A 22,218-nucleotide genomic window follows, 5' to 3' on the forward strand; every position below is an offset into this window, starting at 1 on the left:
TGCGTGGTTCCTGACAATTACAGCTTCTCTTCAAACTTATCCATTGCCCACGGAATGGTCACTGGGTTCGGCATGCTCATGGCGTTGCCGGTATCCGTGTCCAGGTAGCGCACACGCCCATCCTTGACAATATCCAGGCCCTGGAAGGTCTTATCCTTCTTCAAGACATCCGCGGAGCCGTTGTAGTCCAGGACGAAGAGGTGATCAACCTGGTTGAGCTTCGCGTAGTTTTCCGGGGCAATGTCAACGAAGAAGCTGCTGCCATCGCCCTGCAGCTCATCCGGGATCTCCATGCCTAGATCCTCGATGAACTGTCCGCGCCCGTCCTCATCGGTGTACAGGCCAATCTTGCCGTCATAAGGCATGACGATGGCCGCGGACTTGCCCTGCAATTCGGTGTGCTCGCGGCGGAATTCCTCGAAAGCCTTCTCGGTATCAGCGATAAGCTTATCGCCTTCATCTTCCTTGTCTACGGCGTCCGCTATGGCCTCTACCTGGTCTTCCCAGGGAACCTGCCAGTCTTCATACCCATCCGGCTTGACGGTGGTTGGCGCGATCTCTTCCAAGGATTCCTTGGTGCGCGCATCCACTGCCTGGTTCACCGCAATGATCTTGGTGGGGTCTGCAGCGGTGATCTGCTCAAAGGTCTCCGCGGTAAAGCCCGTTGCGGTGTTGTAGTTGCGGTGTTGTAGATGACCTCCGGCTTTGCATCGCCCAGAAGCTTCTTTGCCCACGGGCCAACGCCGGAAGGATCGCCATCGCCCTCAGCGCCCCACGGCCCCACCGTCACGGGAGTAATACCCAGGGCGAGCAGCGTATCGGCATCACCCAAGCCCAGGCTAGCCACCCGCTCCTCGCTGGCTGCATCGGTGGACTGCGTGCTCTCATCGCCCTCACCGCGCGAGCAACCGGCTAATGCGACGGCTCCGGCGGACAGCAGTGCCACAACACCCATGGTGCGGCGCCCAAAAATCTTCATGAGGCTAGCCCTTTCAATCAAGGAGGAAAATAACGTTGCTCATCTTAGACGCCGGCCCAGTGCTTAGGCAAGGCTTAGCTTTGCAGGAGTATGTTGGGTGCATGAACTCTTCCCTACAATCGTCGCCGATGCCTGAACACCAACTGATTCCCGTTACCTTGGCCGCCAATAAACAGATCCGCCCGCGCCTGCACCGTTTGACGTTTCACGCCGAGGCCTTCCGGACGTATCAGCTCGCCGGCCCTGATGAATTCTTTGGCCTCGTCATGCCGCAAGCCGGGCAAGAATTCTCACCCTTCCCCGTCGACGGGGTCAATATCCGGGCAGCCGTTGCCGCTATAGGCGAAGAAACTAGGCCCGATCTGCGCTGGTACACCATTCGCGCGCTCCACCCTGAGGACGCCACAGTCGATGTCGACGTGGTGACCCACGGCGATTCCGGGCCCGGGTCGCGATGGATTCGGAGCGCGCAGCCCGGCGATACAGCGGGGTTCTTTACCTGCAACGAGCTGTGGCAGCCAACCGAAGCACCACAACTATTGGTCGCCGATGCCTCCGCACTGCCGGCCCTGCGACATATCCTTGCCTACCAAGAAGGCCGTGACCCGGCGATGCTCGCCCGTACCGACGTTATGGCCGTGGTAACTAGCGATGACGAGATAGAACCTGGGCTCGCGGCCAGGTGGAAAACGAGCGTGCGCAGTCTGAGCGTCCTTCACGCCGAGCCGCACCAGGAAGCGGAATCTGTTGTTGCCGCGCTGAAGGCAGATTATGCCGGTGAGGCGATACCGGGGTACGTGTGGGTCTCCGGCGAAGGGGACTTGGCGAAGAAGGTTCGGGGCCTCGCGGTGAAAGACTGGAGCCTTTCTTCAGACGACGTCACGTGGGTGCCCTACTGGTTCTATGGAAGAGCCCGGCCTTAAAAACTCTGAAACAGCGAAAAGCCCCTGTATCGAACCAAATGGTCCGGTACAGGGGCTGCGCTGGCTAGGGTTTACTTAGCCTTCTCGATGATCTTTACGAGACGGAAGTGCTTGTCCTTGGACAGCGGGCGGGTCTCAGCGATACGTACGAGATCGCCTGCGCCTGCGGTTTCTTCCTCATCGTGCGCCTTAACCTTCTTGTTAGAGCGCATGATCTTGCCGTACAGAGCGTGCTGCTTGCGGTCTTCCAACTCGACGACGATGGTCTTGGACATCTTGTCCGAGACGACGTAGCCGGTGCGGACCTTAGGAGCACCCTTGACCTTCTCCTTCTTCGGAGTTGGTCCCTTCTTGGATTCAGTCACGTTAGCCTCACTCATGATTAAGCCTCAGCTCCCGGAGCGACAGACAGGCCCAGCTCGCGCTCGCGCAGAACGGTGTAGATGCGGGCAATGTCGCGCTTAACCGTGCCGATGCGGCGGTTGTTGGTCAGCTGGCCGGTGGCCTTCTGGAAACGAAGGTTGAACAGTTCTTCCTTCGCATCCTTTAGACGGGTTTCCAGCTCTGCGTTGTCGAGCTCACGGAACTCGTGGGCGGGGGTACCGGTTGCCATTAGAACTGGTCCTCCTTCTTGATGATGCGGACCTTGCAAGGAAGCTTCTGGCCAGCGCGGCGCAGAGCCTCAATTGCAACAGCCTCAGTTGGGTAGCTCATCTCGAAAAGTACGCGGCCAGGCTTCACGTTAGCCACCCACTTCTCAACCGGGCCCTTACCGGAACCCATACGAACACCGAGCGGCTTTTGGGTCAACGGACGGTCCGGGAAGATGTTGATCCACACCTTGCCACCACGCTTAACGTGGCGGTTGATGGCAATACGTGCGGCCTCAATCTGACGGTTGGTGATGTACGCAGGCTCCAGTGCCTGGATTGCGTAATCGCCGAAGTTAATGCGGTTTCCGCCCTTGGACACGCCACGACGGCTCGGGCGGTGCTGACGGCGGTACTTAACACGCTTAGGAATCAGCATGGATTAGCCCTCCTGCTTCTGCTGTGCACGCTGGCGGCGCTGGCCACCGCGGCGGGAGCGACCATTGCGGTCACCACGGCCACGGCCCTGTGCCGGAGCGTTCAGTTCGGACTCGCGTACGCCACCGACGACGTCACCCTTGTAGATCCACACCTTGATGCCGATGCGGCCGAAGGTGGTGTGGGCCTCTGCGGTGCCGTAGTCGATCTCGGCGCGAAGAGTGTGCAGCGGAACGCGGCCCTCGTGGTAGCGCTCGACGCGGGACATTTCTGCACCGCCCAGGCGGCCGGACAGCAGAATCTTGATGCCCTTAACCTGTGGCTGGCGCATAGCGGACTGGATAGCCTTGCGCATTGCACGACGGAATGCGACGCGGTTAACCAGCTGCTCCGCGATGGAGTGAGCAACCAGGGTTGCGTTTGCGTCTACCTGCTTGACCTCGAGGATGTTGAGGGCAACCATCTTGCCGGTGAGCTTTTCCAGCTCGCGGCGGATGCGGTCAGCCTCAGCACCGCGGCGGCCAATCACGATGCCCGGACGGGCGGTGTGAATGTCCACGCGGACGCGGTCACGGGTGCGCTCGATAACGATGTCGGCGATGCCGGCGCGCTCGAGGCCCTTGTTGAGGTAGTTACGAATCTTGATGTCTTCGGCTACGTAGTTCGCGTAGTCCTTATCCGCGAACCAGTGGGTCTTCCAGTCGGAAGTGATGCCCAAACGTAGGCCGTGAGGATGGATCTTCTGGCCCATTACTTGGCCCCTTCCTGCTGGCTTTCGACAACCACGGTGATGTGGCTGGTGCGCTTACGAATCATGAATGCACGACCCTGTGCACGCGGCTGGAAACGACGCATGGTCGGGCCCTCGTTGGCGTATGCCTCGGAGATGACCAGGGTGCGTGGGTCGAGGCCGAAGTTGTTCTCAGCGTTAGCGGCTGCGGAAGCAACGACCTTTGCAACTGGCTTGGAAGCACCCTGCGGTGCGTACTTCAGGATTGCCAAAGCTTCGCTTACGGACTTGCCGCGGACCAGATCGAGCACACGACGTGCCTTCATCGGGGTAACGCGGACGTAGCGGGCCGTGGCGGATGCGGAGGTGATGGTCTCACTCATCGCTTATCGACGTCCCTTCTTGTCATCCTTGACGTGACCCTTAAAGGTCTTGGTTGGTGCAAACTCGCCCAACTTGTGGCCGACCATGGAGTCCTCGATGAAGACCGGCACATGCTTGCGGCCGTCGTGGACGGCGAAGGTGTGTCCGATGAAATCGGGGAGAATGGTCGAGCGGCGAGACCAGGTCTTGATGACCTGCTTGGTGCCTGCATCGTTTTGAGCATCCACCTTGTTGAGGAGGTGCTCATCGACGAACGGGCCTTTCTTAAGGCTGCGTGGCATTGTTTACCTCCTCTTAGCGCTTCTTGTTCGGGCGACGACGGCGCACGATCATGTTGTTGGAGTAACGGTTCGGGTTGCGGGTGCGACCCTCCTTGTGACCCCATGGGGACACTGGGTGGCGACCACCGGAGGTCTTACCCTCACCACCACCGTGTGGGTGGTCAACCGGGTTCATAACGACACCACGGACGGTCGGGCGAACGCCCTTCCAACGCATGCGGCCGGCCTTGCCCCAGCGGATGTTCATCTGCTCGGCGTTGCCAACTTCACCAACCGTTGCGCGGCAACGGATGTCCACGCGGCGGATTTCAGAAGACGGCATACGCAGAACGGCGTACTTGCCTTCCTTACCCAGCAGCTGGATGGAAGCACCAGCAGAGCGAGCCAGCTTAGCGCCAGCGCCCGGCTTGAGCTCAACAGCGTGGATGGTCGAACCGGTCGGGATGTTGCGCAGCGGCAGGTTGTTGCCCACCTTGATATCTGCGTTCGGGCCGGACTCGACAACAGCACCCTGCTTCAGGCCCTTCGGCGCGATGATGTAGCGCTTCTCGCCATCTACGTAGTGCAGCAATGCAATGTTTGCGGTGCGGTTTGGGTCGTACTCGATGTGAGCGACCTTTGCCGGAATGCCGTCTTTGTCGTTACGACGGAAGTCGATCAGACGGTAACGGCGCTTGTGGCCACCGCCGATGTGGCGGGTGGTGATGCGGCCGTAGTTATTACGACCACCGGTTTTGCTCAGCGGGCGCAGCAGGGACTTCTCCGGAGTCGAGCGAGTGATCTCGTCGAACTCAGACACGGAGGATGCGCGGCGACCCGGAGTTGTCGGCTTGTACTTACGAATAGCCATAATTCTTCCTTTTCCTTTCGGCTCTCCGGTGGCGCTTAAGCGCCTGCGCCGAAGACGTCGATGGAGTCGCTGCCTTCACGGAGCGTCACGTATGCGCGCTTGGTGGACTTACGCTGACCGAAACCGGTGCGGGTGCGCTTGCGCTTACCTGCACGGTTTACGGTATTCACGGAGTCGACCTTCACGTCAAAGATCTGCTCGACGGCATCTTTAATCTGGGACTTGTTGGAGTCTGGGGAGACGAAGAACGTGTAGACGTTCTGCTCCATCAGACCGTAGGACTTCTCAGATACAACCGGGGCGATGATGACATCGCGCGGGTTAGAAATCTTAGCCATTAGTTCTCCTCCTTATCCGCGCCGGTAGCGCGAGTGATGAAGGTGTGTAGCGCCTCAACGGAGAACACAACGTCATCGGAGTAGAGAACGTCGTAGGTGTTGAGCTGACCGGCGTCCAAGATCTGAACGTTCGGCAGGTTATTAGCGCTACGACGGGCGTTGATGTCCTCGCGGCCGATAACCAGCAGCACGTTGTCGCGCTCGGTCAGGGACTCGAGGAAAGCCTTGGCCGCCTTGGTGGACGGCTTCTGGCCTGGAACCAACTCTTCGATGACATGGATGCGCTCGTTGCGAGCACGGTCAGACAACGCACCGAAGAGAGCAGCCTTGATCATCTTCTTAGGGGTGCGCTGTGCGTAGCTACGTGGCTGCGGGCCGTGGACGGTGCCACCGCCGGTGTAGTGCGGCGCACGGATGGAACCCTGGCGCGCACGACCGGTGCCCTTCTGGCGGAAAGGCTTGCGACCACCACCGCGGACAGCGCCGCGGGTCTTGGTGGCGTGGGTGCCCTGACGAGCAGCAGCAAGCTGTGCGTTGACAACCTGGTGCATCAAAGCAACGGATGCCTCGGTGTCAAAGATTTCAGCCGGCAGGTCCACGGAGCCATTGGTCTTACCTTCGGAGGTGTGGACGTCTAGCTTGAGGTTGCTCATGCGTGTGCACCGCCCTTCACTGCGGTCTTAACGGTGACGAGGCCACCGCGCGCACCAGGGATAGCACCCTTGATGAGCAGCAGGTTGGACTCGACATCGACTTTCTGAATCTTCAGGTTTTGGGTCGTCACGCGGTCGTGGCCCATGCGGCCAGCCATGCGCTTGCCCTTGAAGACGCGGCCCGGGGTAGCAGCGCCACCGATACCACCAACACGGCGGTGAGCGGCCTGGTTACCGTGAGCTGCGCCCTGACCCTGGAAGCCGTGGCGCTTCATAGCACCAGCGTAGCCGTGGCCCTTGGTCTGGCCGGTGACGTCAACGAAGGTGATGTCTTCGAAGATGTCTACCTTGACCTCTTGGCCAACCTCGTATGCGGAGGTGTCGTCCATGCGGATTTCCGCAACGTGACGACGCGGGGTTACGCCAGCCTTCTTGAAGTGACCACCCTCAGGCTTGTTTGCCTTGCGTGGGTCAATCTCGCCAAAGGCGATTTGGATGGCACTGTAGCCATCGGTTTCGGGGGTGCGAATCTGGGTGACAACGCATGGCCCTGCTTCAACGACGGTAACCGGAACAACGCGGTTGTCATCGTCGAAGACCTGGGTCATGCCGAGCTTCTTGCCCAGAATGCCCTTGATCTCGTTTTCACTCATTATTAGTTCTCCACCAAAGTCGCTTACTGGATGTTCACGTCGACGCTTGCCGGAAGATCGATGCGCATCAAAGCATCAACGGTCTTCGGGGTCGGGTCGAGAATATCGATCAGGCGCTTGTGCGTGCGCATCTCGAAGTGCTCGCGAGAGTCCTTGTACTTGTGCGGAGAACGAATAACTGCGTACACGTTCTTCTCGGTTGGGAGCGGCACTGGGCCAACTACACGAGCACCCGTACGGGTAACGGTCTCGACGATCTTCTTTGCAGAAGCGTCGATTGCCTCGTGGTCATAGGCCTTCAGCCGAATGCGGATCTTTTGTCCCGCCACGCTTATCCTCTTCCTCGCTTCCCCACTTTCACATTCCCGGCGTTTCCGGGGCGTGAAGCGGTGGGAAATTGCTTCTCGATTTCTCTATAACGTTGTCCGGGCCTGGGGCCTGACACAACGCCAGTGGTCTGACTGTCATGACAACCAAGAGATACAGCACATGGCAAATGCCAGTCTGCAGTACTCCTGACGGGGTACAAGACCCGTAGTCAAAGTATTGTGAAGAGGACGGTTTTCACGCATTACACGTGGAGAGTGTCCTATTCGCTAACTGCCGCTGTTTATTTGCCATGCCCCTTCTCCGGTCCATCGTCTCGGGGTGTCTCTGCTCCAGCGCGGACCTAGCCCGATCGGATGACCTTCCAGTCTGTGTTTCAGGAAAATCCTGAGACACGGTGACAACGAAGGTGTCATGTTCGCTTTACCAGCTCAACGTCTCGCCGATATGCACCGTGTTCAAGACGGTCCGTTACCGGTTCGCGCTGCCCTGTTAAAGCAACCTAAGTATTTAAGCACGGTGGGCTGGTGTTTTTCAAACCATCCCGGCAATAGTGCCAATAATCACGTTTTGGTAAATATTGTTGTCCCAGACCCCACGTATGGTTAGCCGGTAGGTACGCTCAAGGAAGGATTTTGAACCGCTGGTTCTTGATCCGTCAATTTCATATTGCGACCATGCAAGTCAATATTTAAGGAAAGGCCTTAAAGACCATGTCTGAGAACAACACTCCTGCAAAGCACTCTGAGAACAACGTTGCCGCTTCTGAAGAGCGCGAGGTAAACAACAACCTGGAGACTCAGTACGGCACCACCACCATTGATGACGTCGTTGTTTCCAAGATCGCTGGCATTGCAGCCCGCGAAGTTTCCGGCGTTGACTCCCTTGGTGGCGGCGGCGCTCGCATGATGGGCACCATCCGCGAGTCCTTCGGCGCATCCGAGGACGTACGCCAGGGTGTTGACGTAGAGGTAGAAAACGGCTCCGCAAAGATCGAGATTGCCATCACCGCTGAGTACGGTGTTGCTATCCACGAGCTGGCTGAGGCAATCCGCCGCAACATCATGAACGCTGTCGAGCGCATGACCGGCCTGACCGTAGAGCGCGTTGACGTTGTTGTTCACAACGTCAAGCTGCCGAAGGAAGACTCCGAGTCTGAAGAGCAGGCTGCACTGAACCAGGGCCAGGCATAAGAACAATGCCTGAACCCCGAGCACAATTTGAGCTCGAGGTAAGCCACGCTCACGCAATTGCGGAAGCGGTGCAAAAGCTCAACGGTGTCGCGGGCCTTGACGGCGGATCCTACGGCTCGGTGAGCCTACTCTTCCCGGGCGAAAGGGTTACCGGCATGCGCCGGCCCGATCCCCGCGACGATCGCCACCTGCAAATCAACGTCCGTGTTGATATCAGTGCGCAGCCTGATCTGTACCGCCTAGCGGAAGAAGTCCGCTCGGCAGCCCGCAAGGCATGTACGGAGCTAGAACGCGTCGACGTTGAGTTTTCTGACGCCGTAGATGGCTTATCCGCTGCTCCCTCGAAGGATTAGATATGAAAAATTACACCACATTGGGCATTGTTATCGGCCTGCTACTTGCCTTCTTTTTGTACTTAGGTTGGGGTTGGACGCTGCTCGCCGTGCTGCTTGCTGCCGTCGGTGGCCTCTTGGGTTCCCACTTTGATGGCCGCATCGACCTCAGCGCCGTGTGGAATGGCCTCATTGGCAAGGAGAAAGGCCAAGGCTAATGTCAGAAGGTTCCACTCAGGGCCACACGCGTTTCTCGCTGCGGACCATGGAACGAATCGTGACCGCCGCAATTGCTAGCGTGCCTGGCACAAAAGATTTAGATGCCAAGCTTGCTGGCATTGGCGGACGCGGTTATCCACGGGTTTCGGTACAGATGGACCCAGAGCGTGAGGTCGCCGCCGTGAGCGCGACCATCGCTGTGGTGTGGCCATCTCCGGTTACCGCAGTCGCGGAAAGTACGCGTGCCGCCATTTCAGAGGCTATTGCTGCCCATACCGGCTATTCCACCACCCGCGTTAATGTCACCGTCGGTGAATCGATTCCGGGTACTCGCGTTACCGCAGAACAGCTTGCGCAGCGTCCTGCCGCTTCAGCTTTTACCCCTGAGGTCACACCTTCTACCGTGACCCAGCCTGTTACTCAGGACTCGGTCGAAGTGCGAAGCATCGAGACTCCGGAAGAAGCCGCAGTCCGCAATGTCGACACCCCGCAAGAAGCGGAAATCCGCGAAATTTCTTCTGGAAAGGAAGTTGCGGTTCGCGGAGTATCGGCGCCCTCTGGTGACACGCCAGTGCGCTCCGTCGATACGCCGCGGGAGGCACCGGTGCGCAGCATTTCCGCTGACCTTCCGGACCATCAGCTGCTAGAAATTAGCGCTCCAGAAGATCACGAACTGCGTCGTATCGTCGAACCGCGCCCAGAGCACGTACGCAGCGTTCGCGCTCCGCGCCCTGGCAGGTTGCTTCCGAGCGGACAGGTACGCCCCTTTGTCAAAAAGGCAAAGGTCTCTGTCCCCCGTCCGCAGCCTTTGCGCAAAATCGAGATCGACAATACTGAACAGAAAAAGCGCGTTCGCGTTGCCCGCCCGGCTCCCCTGCGTAAGGTGCAGCCGCCGCGCCCGCAGCCATTGCGCAAGATCGAGATCGATAATTCCCGTAGCGAGCAGCGCGTGCGAACCGCTAGACCCGCGTCACTGCGCAAGGTTCAGGCCCCGCGCCAAGAACCGCTAAAGCGCATCAAGGTATCGCCAGCTAGCCAGCGCCCGTTGCACGTCTATGCACCACGGCCTGAGCCGCTGCGTGCCATTTCCATTACCCCGTACCACGAGCAAGGAGGCAATAATGGCTGAAATGAATTTGCCTGAGCATTTCGGGCAGCAGCCCAAGGCGTCTCCTGCAGTTCGCACGTGGACCGTAATCCTGGGTTTTGTGCTGCTTGTCATTGGCGTTGTGGGGGTACGCGAAACCTGGCTTGTCGGCGCGGACGCTAATGCCCAATCGTGGGTCCAGCCGGTCCTCGATCTTATTGCCACCGAGCAATTAGAGACGTGGATGATCTGGGCGGGCGTGGGTTCCATCGTGGTTGGTCTCATCTTTGTATTCGCTGCGGTAAAGACCCGTCGCAATACCCACACTCAGATCACTTCTGAGTCCGCTTCCATGTGGATGCGGCCAGTTGATGTCGCACGATTGAGCTCTGCTGCAGCACGCCGTGTTCCGGGAGTCGCTTCCGCGCAGACTTCGGCTGATACCAAGAGCGCGAAGGTCACCGTCAATGGCGATGAGCAAGACTCCGATTTGCCTGGGCGCGTGGAAAAGGCTGTCAACAGCGCTTTAGAGGTCCTTGCAGACCCACCAAAGGTCACCGTAGCCGTAGAGAAGATTCCGGAGATGGATAATCATGTCTAAAAAGCTTGCTACCTTTGACCGCATCCTCCTCGGCTTGCTTGGAATTATCCTCATCGCGCTAGGCGTATGGCCGATCCTCATTAACTTCAATGTGAAATTTGCTGAGTACTTGGCCGAGTGGGTAGACCACGATACGTGGCGCACCTTGGGCGATAATAGCTGGTGGGTCTGGGCCTTGGCTGGCGCCTCTGCCCTGCTGCTCATCATTGGCTTGTGGCTCATCGTCGTGAACCTGCGTCACCGCCGGTTTAATAATGTGGACTCCGCAGCCTCCAATGAACAAGGCGCAATCTCTGCATCCATGAACGCCATCGCCACCGCGGTGGCCAAGGATCTGGACTCGCGAGATGGTGTGGAACGCGTGGACCGCTTGGTTGCGTACGACCGCGCCCGCCCAACGCTGCAGTACACGGTGGTTGCTAACCCAGATACGCCGCTGGAGCGCTTGACCAACGCTGTGGAAACTAATGAACGCGACTTCCGTGAGGCATTCCCGAATGCTGACCTGGATACCAGCTATAAGCTGCACTTCACCAAGGTTAAGCCGATGAAGGATTTAGCTGAATAAGGGGTTTGGGGTCTCTGCAGCAAGGACCTCAACCACCTTACCGAGCCGCGCATAATCGCCGCCCTCGAGGAGTACTTCCAGCTCCTCGCCAGGGCGGCATTTTTCTATCCTTTTCCACGCATAATCGTGGGCCACCACCCGCCGATTTTCCTTATGAAAGAGATGCAATCCGTGGTCTAGAACTGCAATCTCGTCCTCGAATCGAAGAACATAGACAAAGTCTCCCAACTCGTAGCGTTTAAGACCGCTGAGTTCTGGTAGCTGTTCAGACAGCCGCATGATACTGGAGACGATTCCAAGGCGGTGTTCAAAGCCCTCAGTATCCGTAACCACGAAGGGCCGGCCAGGCCCTGTTGGCCTAATCGCACTATATGCCCACACCACCGGCTGTGTATTCGCGCGGCGAACAATGATGCGGGAGGCATCGGCGGTGATGCGGCAGGCGGGGGCATCGCTAAGCACGAGCCACTCACTTGTGCCCACGCGACCATCCTCAAGGGGCAATAACGGCGGATGAACTTCGGCCTGCCGCTCCAGTTCAGCGACCAACTCCGCGTCGCTCACGCCCCAGCCGATGCCCCGGTTGGCCAATAAGGCAAAAAGCGTAGGCAGGCTCAAATCGGGTTGCCCCTCCCACGCCTTGCGCAGCGCTGCCAAGGTCGGGTCAATGCGAGTGGGATCTTCCATAAGCAACTAGCCTACCGAGCCCTTCCGCCCTAATACAGCCGCGGAGGATCACCCCACTCGGGCTGATTGGTTACCCCCGTTGTCACTTATTTTCAGTTAATCGTTTCTTATAACTGTTGAACAATTTAGGTTTTTAAATCTGCAGCTGAATCCCATTTTTCTTTTTAGCACCCTAAGTGTCTACACTGAAAAAATACCTATTGGTTGATTGGCGATGTACATCACGGGGCTATGTGAATTGTGCCCTTGCTTATATATTATTAGATTGGTCACATACAACGACTGCATCGTTGGCTTCATATTTATTCGCACTGTTTCCTGCTTAACCGCGCACGGAGAATTTCCCCATGACAAAGTATTTGATCAAAAAGATCTTGGGCTGGTTACTCATGATCTTTTAGCCACTAACTTGGCTTATTTCTTGGCAGCCTCGTTTTTGGACCCGCGTTCGAACTACACCGAGCGCCGTCCACCACTTTCAGATGAGGAAATCAATAACCTCCTCGAGCCCTACAACCTCAGCCCAGAAACCCCACTTTTGGAGCGCTGGTGGACCTGGCTGACCAATATCATCACGAAGTGGGATTGGGGTCAGTCTCCGGTCGGTGAGATGGTGAACGAGGAGATCAGCTACCGCATTTGGGTGTCCGCGCAGCTACTCTTGCTTGCGACCATCCTGTCCATCGTTATTGGTGTAGCGGTTGGTGTATACACCGCCTCCCGCCAGTACAAGACCGGTGACCGCGTGTGGCAGGGAATTTCCATCATTGCGATGAATACCCACGTGGTTGTTGCTTCCATCGCCGTCGTGTGGGCCGCGCTGGAAATCAACGATCTGACCGGCAAAAAGATCTTCTACGTCGTCGGTTCCAAGTCCCTAGGGGTCGAGGGATTCTTCCCCCAAGCTCCTAGATTCCGCACAGCACCTCGTCCTGCCCACGATTTCCCTGGTGATCATCAGCTACGCCAGCTACCACATGACCCAGCGCACGCTATTGCTCGATAACCTCGATGCGGATTATGTCCGCACCGCACGTGCAAAGGGACTTACCCGCCAGCAGGCCATCCGCAAGCACGCGCTGCGCACCTCCATCATCCCGGTGGCCACCTCCGTCGCATTCTCCGTACCCGGCATTTTCACCGGTGCCGTGATGACGGAGCGCATCTTCGGCTGGAACGGTATGGGCCAGTACTTCATCCAGACCATCAGTAAGAACGACATCAATGGCGCGGTAGCCGTAGCGGCATTCGGCGCCGCGATGACGGCCGTGTCCGCCGTTCTGGCAGACCTCGTTGTTGTCGCCTTGGATCCACGAGTAAGGGTGAGCTAAATGACAAATCCCAAAGAACCAAAGATGTCCAAGAAACAGCCCCGCGGCGAGGTTTCTACGCGCACCGAGGTCGTCTCCGAGGATCCTTTAAGCAATGAGGAAGCCGAGCGCATGGCCACGCTGCCGGAGGTCCCCTGCGGTACTTCCCGGTACAAGCTGTATATTCGCCGCTTCTTCCGCAACAAGCTAGCCACCGTTGGCGTCATCATCCTGGGCTTTCTCACCTTTGCCGCCCTTTTTGGCAATTTCTTTGCCCAGTGGGTCTACACGGAACCGGACTCCCTCGCCCTATCTGAGCCACCGAGCCCCGAGCATTGGTTTGGTACCAACGATTCCGGCAATGACCTCTATGCCCAAACCATCCACGGCCTGGGCAGGTCCCTGACCATTGCAATCGTGGTGTCCTTCGCCACGCTGGTCATTTCAGCCTTCGTCGGCTGCGCCGCAGCCCTGTGGGGCGGATTTGCAGAAAAGGCCGTCCTCGCGGTTATCCACTTCCTGCTTTCCATCCCAACCTTCCTGCTCATCGCCCTCGTGGTGGCAGACTCCGGCGGTGACTGGAAGCTTTTGATGGTCGTCCTTATCGCCTTCGGCTGGATGTATCAGGCCCGTGTGATTTGGTCCTTGGCCCTTACCGTCCGCGAGCAGGACTAAGTCCGCGCCGCAAGCTACATGGGCGTATCCAAGGTGCGCACCATCATCCGCCACGTCATTCCCAATATTGGTTCGCTGCTTATCATCCAGTTCGTCTTCGGCGTGGTGGGCACCGTGGGCTCTGAGACCGCCCTGTCCTTCCTGGGCTTGGGCGTGAAGCTTCCCGATGTCTCCCTCGGTACCTTGCTGCAGGGCGGTACCGCCTCCCTGCAATCCGCCCCATGGCAGTTCTACTTCCCCGCCGCTACCTTGACGCTGCTGACCGTCTCCATGACATTTATTGGCGATGGTCTGCGCGACGCACTCGATCCCAACTCCAATTCCGGAGGTAAACTATGACTTCGCCTATCTTGTCCGTCAATGACTTACGCGTCAGCTTTCCTTCTGAAGCAGGTACCGTCTCTGCGGTGCGCGGTGTGAGCTTTGATTTGCACCCCGGCCGCACCCTGGGCATCGTCGGCGAATCCGGTTCCGGTAAGTCCGTGACTTCCATGTCCATCATGGGCCTGCTGCCGGAATACGCCAAGGTAGAAGGCTCCGTGAAATTCGATGACCGCGAGCTCCTCGGGCTTTCTGATAAGGAAATGTCGAGCATTCGTGGCAATGGCATCGGCATGATCTTCCAGGATCCGCTCTCCGCGCTGACCCCGGTCTTCGATATTGGCTCGAAGCTGGTAGAGGCCATTCAGGCCCACCAGGACATCGGCAAGAAAGAAGCCCTGAAGCAAGCCACTGAGCTCTTAGATCTGGTGGGCATCTCCGAGCCTCACCTGCGCCTGAAGTCGTTCCCGCACGAGTTTTCCGGCGGTATGCGCCAGCGCGTGGTCATCGCCATTGCGATTGCGAATAACCCGCGCGTGCTCATTGCCGATGAGCCGACGACGGCCCTGGACGTCACCATCCAGGCGCAAATCCTGGACGTCATCCGTCTGGCGCAGCGCGAAACCGGCGCCGCCACCATCATGATTACCCACGATATGGGCGTGGTGGCAGAAACCGCTGACGATGTCATGGTCATGTACGCCGGCCAACCGGTAGAACACGGCGATGTCGATACCATTTTTCTAACCCCCGCATGCCCTACACCGTAGGACTACTTGGTTCCACGCCGCGCCCCGATTCCTCGGCCTCGGAACCTCTGACCCCCATTGAGGGCAACCCACCGGTCTTGGTGAACCTAAAGGATCGCTGCCAATTCGCCCCGCGCTGCCCAGTTGCGCAGGAGGCTTGCCTGTCCGGCGAGCCGAAGCTGCTTCCGCTCAAGGATGAATCCGTATCCCACCGCAGCGCTTGCCTCCGCGCGCCGGAGATCCACGACCGCAAGATCGACGGCGAGCTGATGTTCAAGCCGCCGCAGCTTGCCGATGACATCTTGGCCGACGTTCCCCACGCGGATCGCAAGACCACCCTCGCCGTGAACTACCTGCGCAAGCAATTCCCGCTTACCAAGGGCGCTTTGATTAAGCGCAAGGTGGGCACCGTCAAGGCCGTTGACGGCCTCACCTTCGATATCCGCGAAGGCGAGTGCATGGCCATCGTCGGCGAGTCTGGCTGTGGTAAGACCACCACGTTGCTGGAGATCATGGATCTGGACCCTGAAAACGGTGCCGTTGTCCTCAATGGCAAGGATGCCAATGGCATGAGTGGGTCCGAGCGCCGCGAGGCCCGCAAAGACATCCAGATCGTCTTCCAGGACCCAATGAGCTCGCTCAACCCTCGCCTGACCGTGCGGGAGGTTATTGCGGAGCCGCTCAACTCGCTGGGCTTTGATGGCGATGTCGATGCCCGCGTGAACGAGCTCATGGGACTGGTCGGCCTCGACTCCTCGCAGCTGGACCGCTTCCCTAGCCACTTCTCCGGCGGCCAGCGCCAGCGCATCGGCTTGGCACGCGCCCTGGCCACGCGCCCTTCGGACCTTGTGCTGGATGAGCCAGTCTCCGCCTTGGACGTGTCCATCCAAGCGGGTGTCATTAACCTCCTCGAGGACCTCAAGCGAAAGCTGGGCCTGTCCTATCTCTTCGTCGCCCACGACCTTTCCGTTGTGCGCCACCTTTCGGACCGCGTTGCGGTGATGTACAAGGGCAAGTTCGTCGAGTCCGGCTCGACGGATGAGATTTTCGATAACCCGCAGGATGACTACACCAAGAAGCTTCTGGATGCCATCCCGAATCCGGATCCCAAGGTTGCCCGCGCACACAGGGAAAAGTCCCGGGCCTAGCTCCCTCGAGCCCCGCACTCTTTCCATAAAGTGATTGCGGACACAAATATAAATATTGTAAATTACTTCACATAGTTGCAGTAGACGGTTACCTATTCGGCCGTCTATGCCAACTTCGTCTTCATCTCACGCAAGGAGTAATCCCCATGAAAAAGTTCGGTCGCTTCCGCATAGCAACGGTTGCCACCCTCTCCGCCACCGCGCTCGCACTCACCGCCTGCTCGGGTTCTGGTGACGGTGGCGACTCCTCCAACAAGGCTGTCGGCGGTCTCGAAATCGACGTCAAGCCCACCGGTGACTACAACGAAAAAGAACGCGATGAGATCAAGGATGGCGGCGAGCTCACCCTCGCCCTCGGCGAGCTGACTGAGCAGCAGAACCGTTTCCACGCCAATATGACCACCGATACCAGCACCGTATGGGGCTGGTACAACCCGCAAATGGCGCTTTATGACGGCGAGGGTAACTACACCCCGAACCCGCGTACCTGGACTCAGTAGACGAGTCCACCGAGGGCGATAAGACTGTCGTGACCTATGACATCAACGACGACGCCACCTTCAATGATGGCACCCCCATTGACTGGACCGCTTTCGAGAACACCTGGCGCTTCAACAACGGCAAGGACATGGACGTCCAGGTCAATTCCACCGACGGTTACGAGCTAATCGAATCCATGGAGAAGGGTGAAAGCGACAAGGAAGCCGTGGTCACCTTCGAGAGCCCATACCCATGGTGGCAGGGACTTTTCAACGACATCCTGCACCCAGCGATCGATACCGCCGAGAAATTTGACCAGGAATACTTGGGCAAGCTCAACCCACAGTACGGCGCGGGCCCATTCAAGGTGGAAAACTCCGACTTCCGCGCCGGCACCGTGTCCTTCGTGCCTAACGAAAAGTGGTGGGGCGATGCGCCGAAGCTGGACAAGGTCAGCTACCGCGCGATGGAGTCCCAGGCAACCATCAACGCTTTCCAGGCTGGCGAAATCGACGCCGCCGGCGTGGGCAGCAAGAACAACCTCACCATCGCCGCCGACATGGGCGATTCCATCGACGTCCGCGCAGCCACCCGCCCGGCCAACGTCCTGTTCACCTTGAATTCCAAGGCCCCACAGCTAGCTGATAAGGATGTTCGCCACGCAGTATTTGCAGCCATCGACCGCGACCAGCTCGCAGAGATCCGCTACAACGGCCTGGGCTATGAAGAGGAAATGCCTGGCTCCCTGACCCTGTACCCAACCCAGGAAGACTACAAGGACAACCTTTCTGAGGTTCTCGAGTACGACGTTGAAGAGGCCAAGAGCCTGCTGGAGGACGCCGGCTACTCTGAGGGCGATGATGGCTACTACGCCAAGGACGGCGACAAGCTGTCTCTGCGCTACGTTCTTATCGGCGATGACGAGGTCTCCAAGTCCACCGCTACCGCCGTCCAGAAGATGCTGAAGGACGCTGGCATTGAGCTGAAGATTGAGGAGCGCCCAAGCTCTGACTTCTCCAAGATCAGCAACGAGCGCGACTTTGACCTCTTCTTCTCCGGTATCGCCGCAAGTGACCCATTCGGCCCAGCATTCTTTGGTCAGACCTACGCCAGCGACTCCACCCTCAACATGTCCGGCACTGGTACCGAGGAATTCGATAAGAAGATTGAAGAGATGCAGAAGCTGCCGACCCGCGATGAGCAGATCGAGCGCATCAACGAGCTCGAGCCCGAAGCCTTCGCAGAATACGGATTGCTTCCGTACGCCAACGGCCCACAGATGGTCGGTCTGAAGAAGGGCATCGCCAACATGGGCGCCCCTGGATTCGCCGTCATCCCTAAGGAAAACATCGGCTGGGAGAAGTAATAACTACTTCCCTCACTAGGTAAAGGCCTTCCACTACCTGCCTGCAGGTGTGTGGCAGGCCTTCCTTTGTGTTTGGATGTGTTTGGACCCTGCAACCCCCCAACAGGACCCAACTTATGGAAACAAACTCGCTGCCCAGGCGAGGGCAGCGAGACAGGCTCGCGATGGCGGCCCATTAGCCGTCAGCGCAGACCGTCCGGCAGCTTATCGTACTCGCTACTACACGGATGCCCTAGAGCAAACACATTGCGACTCCTATCTCGGGGCGGGCCGCGCCTATGGCGCTTGCAGCTAAAAGCCTCCGAGATGGCCTCTACCCTGGCACAGCCATATCGCTGCATTCAGGCCTCTAACGGCGTGAGTAGGTCTTAAGCTCGCCCTACAGTTCCCTCGGAGTGCAGCAGAAAGCCGCTAAAGCACCAGCACTGCCTGTAGCCAACGACCTCTCCAACTCAAGGCGCGAGTGGGGATCAAAAAAGTCCGCCACACCAGTATGCGGTGCAGCGGACTCTTAAAGCTCTACTGAGCGGTTACGAAGCCTCGATTAGCCGAGAACCTTGGTAACGCGGCCAGCGCCGACGGTGCGGGAGCCCTCGCGGATAGCGAAGCGCAGGCCCTCGTCCATAGCAACAGGCTGGATGAGCTCAACGGACATCTCAACGTTGTCGCCAGGCATAACCATCTCGGTGCCCTCAGGCAGGTTCACAACACCGGTAACGTCGGTGGTGCGGAAGTAGAACTGAGGACGGTAGTTGTTCATGAACGGGGTGTGGCGGCCGCCCTCTTCCTTCTTCAGGACGTAGACGGAACCCTCGAACTTGGTGTGAGGGGTGTAAGCGCCCGGCTTGATAACAACCTGGCCACGCTCAACGTCCTCACGCTTGGTACCACGCAGAAGCAGACCACAGTTGTCGCCGGCCTCGGTGTAGTCCATCATCTTGCGGAACATCTCGATACCGGTAACGGTGGTGTTCTGGGACTTCTCCTGGATACCGATGATCTCAACGTCCTCGTTGACGTTCAGACGACCGCGCTCAACACGGCCGGTAACAACGGTACCGCGGCCGGTAATGGTGAAGATGTCCTCGATAGGCATCAGGAACGGCTGGTCGGTAGCGCGCTCCGGGTCAGGGATGGAGTTGTCGCAGGCATCCATCAGGTCAACGATGGACTGTACCCACTTCTCGTCACCCTCGAGTGCCTTCAGAGCGGAGATGTGAACGATAGGAGCTTCCTCATCGTAGTCCTGCTCTGCGAGCAGCTCGGAGATTTCCATCTCCACGAGCTCGATGATTTCCTCATCGTCAACCATGTCGCACTTGTTCAGTGCAACGAGGATGTAAGGAACGCCAACCTGGCGAGCAAGCAGAACGTGCTCACGGGTCTGCGGCATCGGGCCATCGGTTGCAGCAACAACCAGGATAGCGCCGTCCATCTGAGCTGCGCCGGTAATCATGTTCTTGATGTAGTCGGCGTGGCCCGGGGCGTCAACGTGTGCGTAGTGACGCTTCGGGGTGGAGTACTCCACGTGGGAGATGTTAATGGTAATACCGCGCTCCTTCTCCTCAGGAGCCTTGTCGATCATGTCGAACGCGAATGCCTGGTTCTCCTCAGGGTACTGGTCAGCCAGAACCTTGGTGATCGCTGCGGTGGTGGTGGTCTTGCCGTGGTCGACGTGTCCGATGGTGCCGATGTTCACATGCGGCTTCGTACGCTCGAACTTCTCCTTTGCCACTGTATGTCCTCCTGGACTATATGGTGGCTACGACCTTCGCAGCCACGTGGTTGACAGTTGTCATTGGCACCTGACCCATTGTCTGGGACAAAGCGCTAATGACGCTTTCTTTACGTGCCAGTTACACGATCCTAGATTTATCCCGCGGTTTTTTCAAACCGCCATTATAGGAGGTAACCCCGCGTATCTTCGCGGCCATTTCCCTCAACAAGAGTCTCAAATAAAGGATCCTGGGAGGGTAACGGCCGGCTCAATTCACAACCAATGGTGTTAGCTGCAAACTCAGCCCGCCGCTACCCAGCCCAGTTGCCACATTCAGCGGTGAGGCTGGCATCTACTGGCAGAGACTACCAGCCCTTAACCACCGCTGAACGGGCGGGGCGTCGCTATTAGTTCGCGCCGCCGGTGCGCTCTTCGATGATCTCCTGAGCCACGGAGGAAGGAACCTCAGCGTAGGAGTCGAAGACCATGGTGAAGTTAGCGCGGCCTGCGGTGGAAGAACGCAGGTCACCGATGTAGCCGAACATCTCAGACAGCGGAACCTTGGCCTTGACGACCTTGGCGCCGGAGCGGTCTTCCATGGCGAAGACCTGGCCACGACGGGAGGAGATGTCACCGTTAACGGTACCCATGTACTCCTCAGGGGTAACAACCTCAACGGCCATCATTGGCTCCAGCAGAACCGGCTTTGCCTTGGCCATAGCTTCCTTGAATACCTGGGAGCCGGCCAGCTTGAAGGCCATCTCCGAGGAGTCAACGTCGTGGTAAGCGCCGTCTTCGAGCGTTGCCTTGATGTTGACCATCGGGAAGCCAGCCAGGTAGCCGTATTGCATAGCGTCCTGGATACCAGCATCGACGGAAGGAATGTATTCCTTCGGCACGCGGCCACCGGTCACGGCATTCTCGAAAGCGTAGGTTGCAGACTCGCCCTCTTCCAAGGTCTCTGGGTCCGGGTTGTACGGCTCGATGGTGCAGATAACCTTTGCGAACTGGCCGGAACCACCGGTCTGCTTCTTGTGGGTGTAGTCGATGGACTCCACCTTGCGGCGGATGGTCTCGCGGTAAGCAACCTGTGGGTTACCGATGTTTGCCTCGACCTTGAACTCGCGCTTCATGCGGTCAACAAGAACGTCGAGGTGGAGCTCGCCCATACCGCCGATGACGGTCTGGCCGGTTTCATCATCCAGCTCAACGGTGAAGGTTGGGTCCTCAGCAGCAAGTTTCTGGATGGCGTTACCCAGCTTCTCTTGGTCGGCCTTGGTCTTCGGCTCGATGGAGACCTTGATAACCGGATCCGGGAAGTCCATGGACTCAAGAATGATCTGGTCGTTCTTGTCACACAGGGTGTCACCGGTAGTGGTTTCCTTCAGACCAACAACGGCGTAGATGTTGCCGGCGTCAGCCTGCTCCACCGGGTTCTCCTTGTTGGCGTGCATCTGGAAGAGCTTACCGATGCGCTCCTTCTTGCCCTTGGTGGAGTTCATGACCTCAGTACCAGGGATGACCTGGCCGGAGTACACGCGCACGAAGTTGAGCTGACCAAAGAACGGGTGAGCTGCAATCTTGAAGGACAGCGCGGAGAAGGAAGACTCAACGGAAGGCTTACGGGTAAGCTCCTGCTCCTCATCGCCGACAGCGTGGCCGATAACCTCGCCCACGTCCAGCGGGTTAGGCAGGAAGTCCACAACAGCATCCAGCAGCGGCTGGACACCCTTGTTGCGGTAAGCGGTACCGCAGTAGACCGGGTAAATCTCGGAGTTGATGGTCAGCTTGCGGATGCCGGCCTTCAGCTCGTCGATGGAAAGCTCTTCGCCGCCGAAGTACTTCTCCATGAGTTCTTCGTCAGACTCTGCAACGGCCTCAACCAGCTGCTCGCGGTACTGCTCAGCCTTTTCCTTGAGGTCCTCAGGGATCTCCTCGTAGGTTGGCTCAGCACCGGTCTCGACCTTGCCGCGCCAGGTGATGGCCTGCATGTTCAGCAGGTCAACGACGCCGTCGAAGTCATCCTCAGCGCCGATAGGCAGCTGCATAACGAGCGGCTTAGCGCCCAGGCGCTCAACGATCGTGTCAACGGTGTAGTAGAAGTCTGCGCCCAGCTTGTCCATCTTGTTGACGAAGCAGATACGCGGAACGTCGTACTTAGCAGCCTGGCGCCACACCTGCTCGGACTGTGGCTCCACACCTTCCTTACCGTCGAAGACGGCGACGGCGCCATCGAGGACACGCAGGGAGCGCTCAACCTCAACGGTGAAGTCAACGTGACCCGGGGTGTCAATGATGTTGATCTGGTTGTTGTTCCAGAAACAGGTCACGGCAGCGGAGGTAATGGTGATGCCGCGTTCCTTCTCCTGTGCCATCCAGTCAGTGGTGGATGCACCGTCGTGGGTCTCGCCCACCTTACGGTTGATACCGGTGTAGAAGAGAATACGCTCGGTAGTGGTCGTCTTACCAGCATCGATGTGGGCCATGATGCCAATGTTGCGGACCTTGTTCAGATCCTTGAGCACTTCTTGTGCCACGTTTATACCCCAACTTAATAGTCGTCGACGCCGTGACCAGAAACCTGGCTAAGACGCCTGCATGGATAAGTTCTTGAAAAGT

The 22,218-nt window shown here is 58.2% G+C and carries 21 protein-coding genes and 5 pseudogenes; 11 read left to right on the forward strand and 15 right to left on the reverse strand.

Annotation, left to right across the window (positions count from 1 at the left end):
• Positions 1-17: 17 nt before the first annotated feature.
• Positions 18-979 (reverse strand): annotated as a pseudogene (locus ABRP88_RS08630) (ABC transporter substrate-binding protein).
• A gap of 128 nt (positions 980-1,107) precedes the next feature.
• On the opposite strand from ABRP88_RS08630, the gene ABRP88_RS08635 reads away from it, so the two are divergent.
• Positions 1,108-1,902: a siderophore-interacting protein gene (locus ABRP88_RS08635; protein ID WP_349836966.1), complete on the forward strand. Its 795-nt coding sequence runs from the start codon at positions 1,108-1,110 to the stop codon at positions 1,900-1,902.
• A gap of 71 nt (positions 1,903-1,973) precedes the next feature.
• Here ABRP88_RS08635 and rpsQ read toward each other — a convergent pair whose 3' ends face one another.
• Genes rpsQ through rpsJ form a run of 11 tightly spaced genes read right to left on the reverse strand, consistent with a single transcriptional unit; the run spans position 1,974 to position 7,148 of the window.
• Positions 1,974-2,282, reverse strand: a complete 309-nt coding sequence (gene rpsQ / locus ABRP88_RS08640) for a 30S ribosomal protein S17 (protein WP_349836967.1) — start codon at positions 2,280-2,282, stop codon at positions 1,974-1,976.
• Positions 2,283-2,284: 2 nt separating this feature from the next.
• Complete coding sequence (gene rpmC / locus ABRP88_RS08645; protein WP_005276944.1) at positions 2,285-2,515, reverse strand: 50S ribosomal protein L29; 231 nt, start codon at positions 2,513-2,515, stop codon at positions 2,285-2,287.
• Entirely contained in the window at positions 2,515-2,931 is a 417-nt protein-coding gene (rplP, locus tag ABRP88_RS08650) for a 50S ribosomal protein L16 (RefSeq protein ID WP_005276943.1), read from the reverse strand. Before rplP ends, rpmC begins: the two co-directional genes overlap by 1 nt.
• A gap of 3 nt (positions 2,932-2,934) precedes the next feature.
• Positions 2,935-3,681, reverse strand: coding sequence for a 30S ribosomal protein S3 (rpsC, locus tag ABRP88_RS08655; protein WP_005276941.1), 747 nt, complete (start codon positions 3,679-3,681; stop codon positions 2,935-2,937).
• The gene (rplV, locus tag ABRP88_RS08660; protein ID WP_005276938.1) at positions 3,681-4,043 is read right to left on the reverse strand and encodes a 50S ribosomal protein L22; all 363 of its coding nucleotides are present in this window, start codon (positions 4,041-4,043) and stop codon (positions 3,681-3,683) included. The genes rpsC and rplV overlap by 1 nt, the downstream gene beginning before the upstream one ends.
• A gap of 3 nt (positions 4,044-4,046) precedes the next feature.
• On the reverse strand, positions 4,047-4,325 hold the full coding sequence (gene rpsS / locus ABRP88_RS08665; protein WP_005276936.1) for a 30S ribosomal protein S19: 279 nt from the start codon (positions 4,323-4,325) through the stop codon (positions 4,047-4,049).
• 13 nt (positions 4,326-4,338) lie between these two features.
• Positions 4,339-5,175: a 50S ribosomal protein L2 gene (rplB, locus tag ABRP88_RS08670; protein WP_005276935.1), complete on the reverse strand. Its 837-nt coding sequence runs from the start codon at positions 5,173-5,175 to the stop codon at positions 4,339-4,341.
• A 35-nt stretch (positions 5,176-5,210) separates the two neighbouring features.
• A complete protein-coding gene (rplW, locus tag ABRP88_RS08675) occupies positions 5,211-5,513 on the reverse strand; it encodes a 50S ribosomal protein L23 (protein ID WP_005276934.1) in 303 nt (100 codons plus the stop codon).
• Positions 5,513-6,166, reverse strand: a complete 654-nt coding sequence (rplD, locus tag ABRP88_RS08680) for a 50S ribosomal protein L4 (protein ID WP_239269115.1) — start codon at positions 6,164-6,166, stop codon at positions 5,513-5,515. The genes rplW and rplD overlap by 1 nt, the downstream gene beginning before the upstream one ends.
• Positions 6,163-6,819 (reverse strand): 50S ribosomal protein L3, encoded by a 657-nt coding sequence (rplC, locus tag ABRP88_RS08685; protein WP_284781928.1) that lies wholly within the window; start codon positions 6,817-6,819, stop codon positions 6,163-6,165. Before rplC ends, rplD begins: the two co-directional genes overlap by 4 nt.
• A gap of 23 nt (positions 6,820-6,842) precedes the next feature.
• The gene (gene rpsJ, locus ABRP88_RS08690; protein WP_003848085.1) at positions 6,843-7,148 is read right to left on the reverse strand and encodes a 30S ribosomal protein S10; all 306 of its coding nucleotides are present in this window, start codon (positions 7,146-7,148) and stop codon (positions 6,843-6,845) included.
• A gap of 711 nt (positions 7,149-7,859) precedes the next feature.
• Between rpsJ and ABRP88_RS08695 the strand changes: the two genes are divergently transcribed.
• Genes ABRP88_RS08695 through amaP form a run of 6 tightly spaced genes read left to right on the forward strand, consistent with a single transcriptional unit; the run spans position 7,860 to position 11,146 of the window.
• The gene (locus ABRP88_RS08695) at positions 7,860-8,339 is read left to right on the forward strand and encodes an Asp23/Gls24 family envelope stress response protein (RefSeq protein ID WP_005276899.1); all 480 of its coding nucleotides are present in this window, start codon (positions 7,860-7,862) and stop codon (positions 8,337-8,339) included.
• A gap of 5 nt (positions 8,340-8,344) precedes the next feature.
• Positions 8,345-8,692, forward strand: coding sequence for a Rossmann-fold NAD(P)-binding domain-containing protein (locus ABRP88_RS08700; RefSeq protein WP_284781929.1), 348 nt, complete (start codon positions 8,345-8,347; stop codon positions 8,690-8,692).
• Between the two features lie 2 nt (positions 8,693-8,694).
• Entirely contained in the window at positions 8,695-8,889 is a 195-nt protein-coding gene (locus ABRP88_RS08705; RefSeq protein WP_023025176.1) for a hypothetical protein, read from the forward strand.
• Positions 8,889-10,019 carry an Asp23/Gls24 family envelope stress response protein gene (locus tag ABRP88_RS08710; RefSeq protein ID WP_284784385.1) on the forward strand — a complete coding sequence of 377 codons (1,131 nt, stop codon included), beginning with the start codon at positions 8,889-8,891 and terminating at the stop codon, positions 10,017-10,019. The genes ABRP88_RS08705 and ABRP88_RS08710 overlap by 1 nt, the downstream gene beginning before the upstream one ends.
• The gene (locus tag ABRP88_RS08715; protein ID WP_284770914.1) at positions 10,012-10,578 is read left to right on the forward strand and encodes a DUF6286 domain-containing protein; all 567 of its coding nucleotides are present in this window, start codon (positions 10,012-10,014) and stop codon (positions 10,576-10,578) included. The genes ABRP88_RS08710 and ABRP88_RS08715 overlap by 8 nt, the downstream gene beginning before the upstream one ends.
• The gene (amaP, locus tag ABRP88_RS08720) at positions 10,571-11,146 is read left to right on the forward strand and encodes an alkaline shock response membrane anchor protein AmaP (protein ID WP_284784383.1); all 576 of its coding nucleotides are present in this window, start codon (positions 10,571-10,573) and stop codon (positions 11,144-11,146) included. Before ABRP88_RS08715 ends, amaP begins: the two co-directional genes overlap by 8 nt.
• Here the strand turns inward: amaP and ABRP88_RS08725 are convergent.
• On the reverse strand, positions 11,135-11,833 hold the full coding sequence (locus ABRP88_RS08725) for a hypothetical protein (protein ID WP_284784381.1): 699 nt from the start codon (positions 11,831-11,833) through the stop codon (positions 11,135-11,137). The genes amaP and ABRP88_RS08725 overlap by 12 nt on opposite strands.
• Before the next feature lie 347 nt (positions 11,834-12,180).
• Between ABRP88_RS08725 and ABRP88_RS08730 the strand changes: the two are divergent.
• The 4 pseudogenes from ABRP88_RS08730 (at position 12,181) to ABRP88_RS08745 (ending at position 17,882) form a co-directional block, all read left to right on the forward strand.
• Positions 12,181-13,164, forward strand: a pseudogene (locus ABRP88_RS08730) (ABC transporter permease).
• A 111-nt stretch (positions 13,165-13,275) separates the two neighbouring features.
• Positions 13,276-14,157: pseudogene (locus ABRP88_RS08735) on the forward strand (ABC transporter permease).
• Positions 14,154-16,036: pseudogene (locus ABRP88_RS08740) on the forward strand (dipeptide ABC transporter ATP-binding protein). The pseudogenes ABRP88_RS08735 and ABRP88_RS08740 overlap by 4 nt, the downstream one beginning before the upstream one ends.
• A 146-nt stretch (positions 16,037-16,182) precedes the next feature.
• Positions 16,183-17,882, forward strand: a pseudogene (locus ABRP88_RS08745) (ABC transporter family substrate-binding protein).
• 544 nt (positions 17,883-18,426) lie between these two features.
• Here ABRP88_RS08745 and tuf read toward each other — a convergent pair.
• On the reverse strand, positions 18,427-19,617 hold the full coding sequence (tuf, locus tag ABRP88_RS08750; RefSeq protein ID WP_284784374.1) for an elongation factor Tu: 1,191 nt from the start codon (positions 19,615-19,617) through the stop codon (positions 18,427-18,429).
• A 389-nt stretch (positions 19,618-20,006) separates the two neighbouring features.
• Positions 20,007-22,136, reverse strand: a complete 2,130-nt coding sequence (gene fusA / locus ABRP88_RS08755) for an elongation factor G (protein WP_349836968.1) — start codon at positions 22,134-22,136, stop codon at positions 20,007-20,009.
• Positions 22,137-22,218 lie beyond the last annotated feature (82 nt).

The organism is Corynebacterium sp. KPL2734, from assembly GCF_040225595.1.
Taxonomy (GTDB): domain Bacteria; phylum Actinomycetota; class Actinomycetes; order Mycobacteriales; family Mycobacteriaceae; genus Corynebacterium; species Corynebacterium rhinophilum.

What these genes read in the sequence shown, in the direction of transcription:
- ABRP88_RS08695 (WP_005276899.1), top strand. Translation starts at nt 7,860, where the DNA reads ATGTCTGAGAACAACACTCCTGCAAAGCACTCTGAGAACAACGTTGCC.
- rpsC (WP_005276941.1), bottom strand. Translation starts at nt 3,681, where the DNA reads ATGGGCCAGAAGATCCATCCTCACGGCCTACGTTTGGGCATCACTTCC.
- rplP (WP_005276943.1), bottom strand. Translation starts at nt 2,931, where the DNA reads ATGCTGATTCCTAAGCGTGTTAAGTACCGCCGTCAGCACCGCCCGAGC.
- rplW (WP_005276934.1), bottom strand. Translation starts at nt 5,513, where the DNA reads ATGGCTAAGATTTCTAACCCGCGCGATGTCATCATCGCCCCGGTTGTA.
- ABRP88_RS08700 (WP_284781929.1), top strand. Translation starts at nt 8,345, where the DNA reads ATGCCTGAACCCCGAGCACAATTTGAGCTCGAGGTAAGCCACGCTCAC.
- rplV (WP_005276938.1), bottom strand. Translation starts at nt 4,043, where the DNA reads ATGAGTGAGACCATCACCTCCGCATCCGCCACGGCCCGCTACGTCCGC.
- rplD (WP_239269115.1), bottom strand. Translation starts at nt 6,166, where the DNA reads ATGAGCAACCTCAAGCTAGACGTCCACACCTCCGAAGGTAAGACCAAT.
- rpsQ (WP_349836967.1), bottom strand. Translation starts at nt 2,282, where the DNA reads ATGAGTGAGGCTAACGTGACTGAATCCAAGAAGGGACCAACTCCGAAG.
- rpsS (WP_005276936.1), bottom strand. Translation starts at nt 4,325, where the DNA reads ATGCCACGCAGCCTTAAGAAAGGCCCGTTCGTCGATGAGCACCTCCTC.
- rpmC (WP_005276944.1), bottom strand. Translation starts at nt 2,515, where the DNA reads ATGGCAACCGGTACCCCCGCCCACGAGTTCCGTGAGCTCGACAACGCA.
- ABRP88_RS08710 (WP_284784385.1), top strand. Translation starts at nt 8,889, where the DNA reads ATGTCAGAAGGTTCCACTCAGGGCCACACGCGTTTCTCGCTGCGGACC.
- rplC (WP_284781928.1), bottom strand. Translation starts at nt 6,819, where the DNA reads ATGAGTGAAAACGAGATCAAGGGCATTCTGGGCAAGAAGCTCGGCATG.
- ABRP88_RS08715 (WP_284770914.1), top strand. Translation starts at nt 10,012, where the DNA reads ATGGCTGAAATGAATTTGCCTGAGCATTTCGGGCAGCAGCCCAAGGCG.
- ABRP88_RS08635 (WP_349836966.1), top strand. Translation starts at nt 1,108, where the DNA reads ATGCCTGAACACCAACTGATTCCCGTTACCTTGGCCGCCAATAAACAG.
- ABRP88_RS08705 (WP_023025176.1), top strand. Translation starts at nt 8,695, where the DNA reads ATGAAAAATTACACCACATTGGGCATTGTTATCGGCCTGCTACTTGCC.
- amaP (WP_284784383.1), top strand. Translation starts at nt 10,571, where the DNA reads ATGTCTAAAAAGCTTGCTACCTTTGACCGCATCCTCCTCGGCTTGCTT.
- ABRP88_RS08725 (WP_284784381.1), bottom strand. Translation starts at nt 11,833, where the DNA reads ATGGAAGATCCCACTCGCATTGACCCGACCTTGGCAGCGCTGCGCAAG.
- rplB (WP_005276935.1), bottom strand. Translation starts at nt 5,175, where the DNA reads ATGGCTATTCGTAAGTACAAGCCGACAACTCCGGGTCGCCGCGCATCC.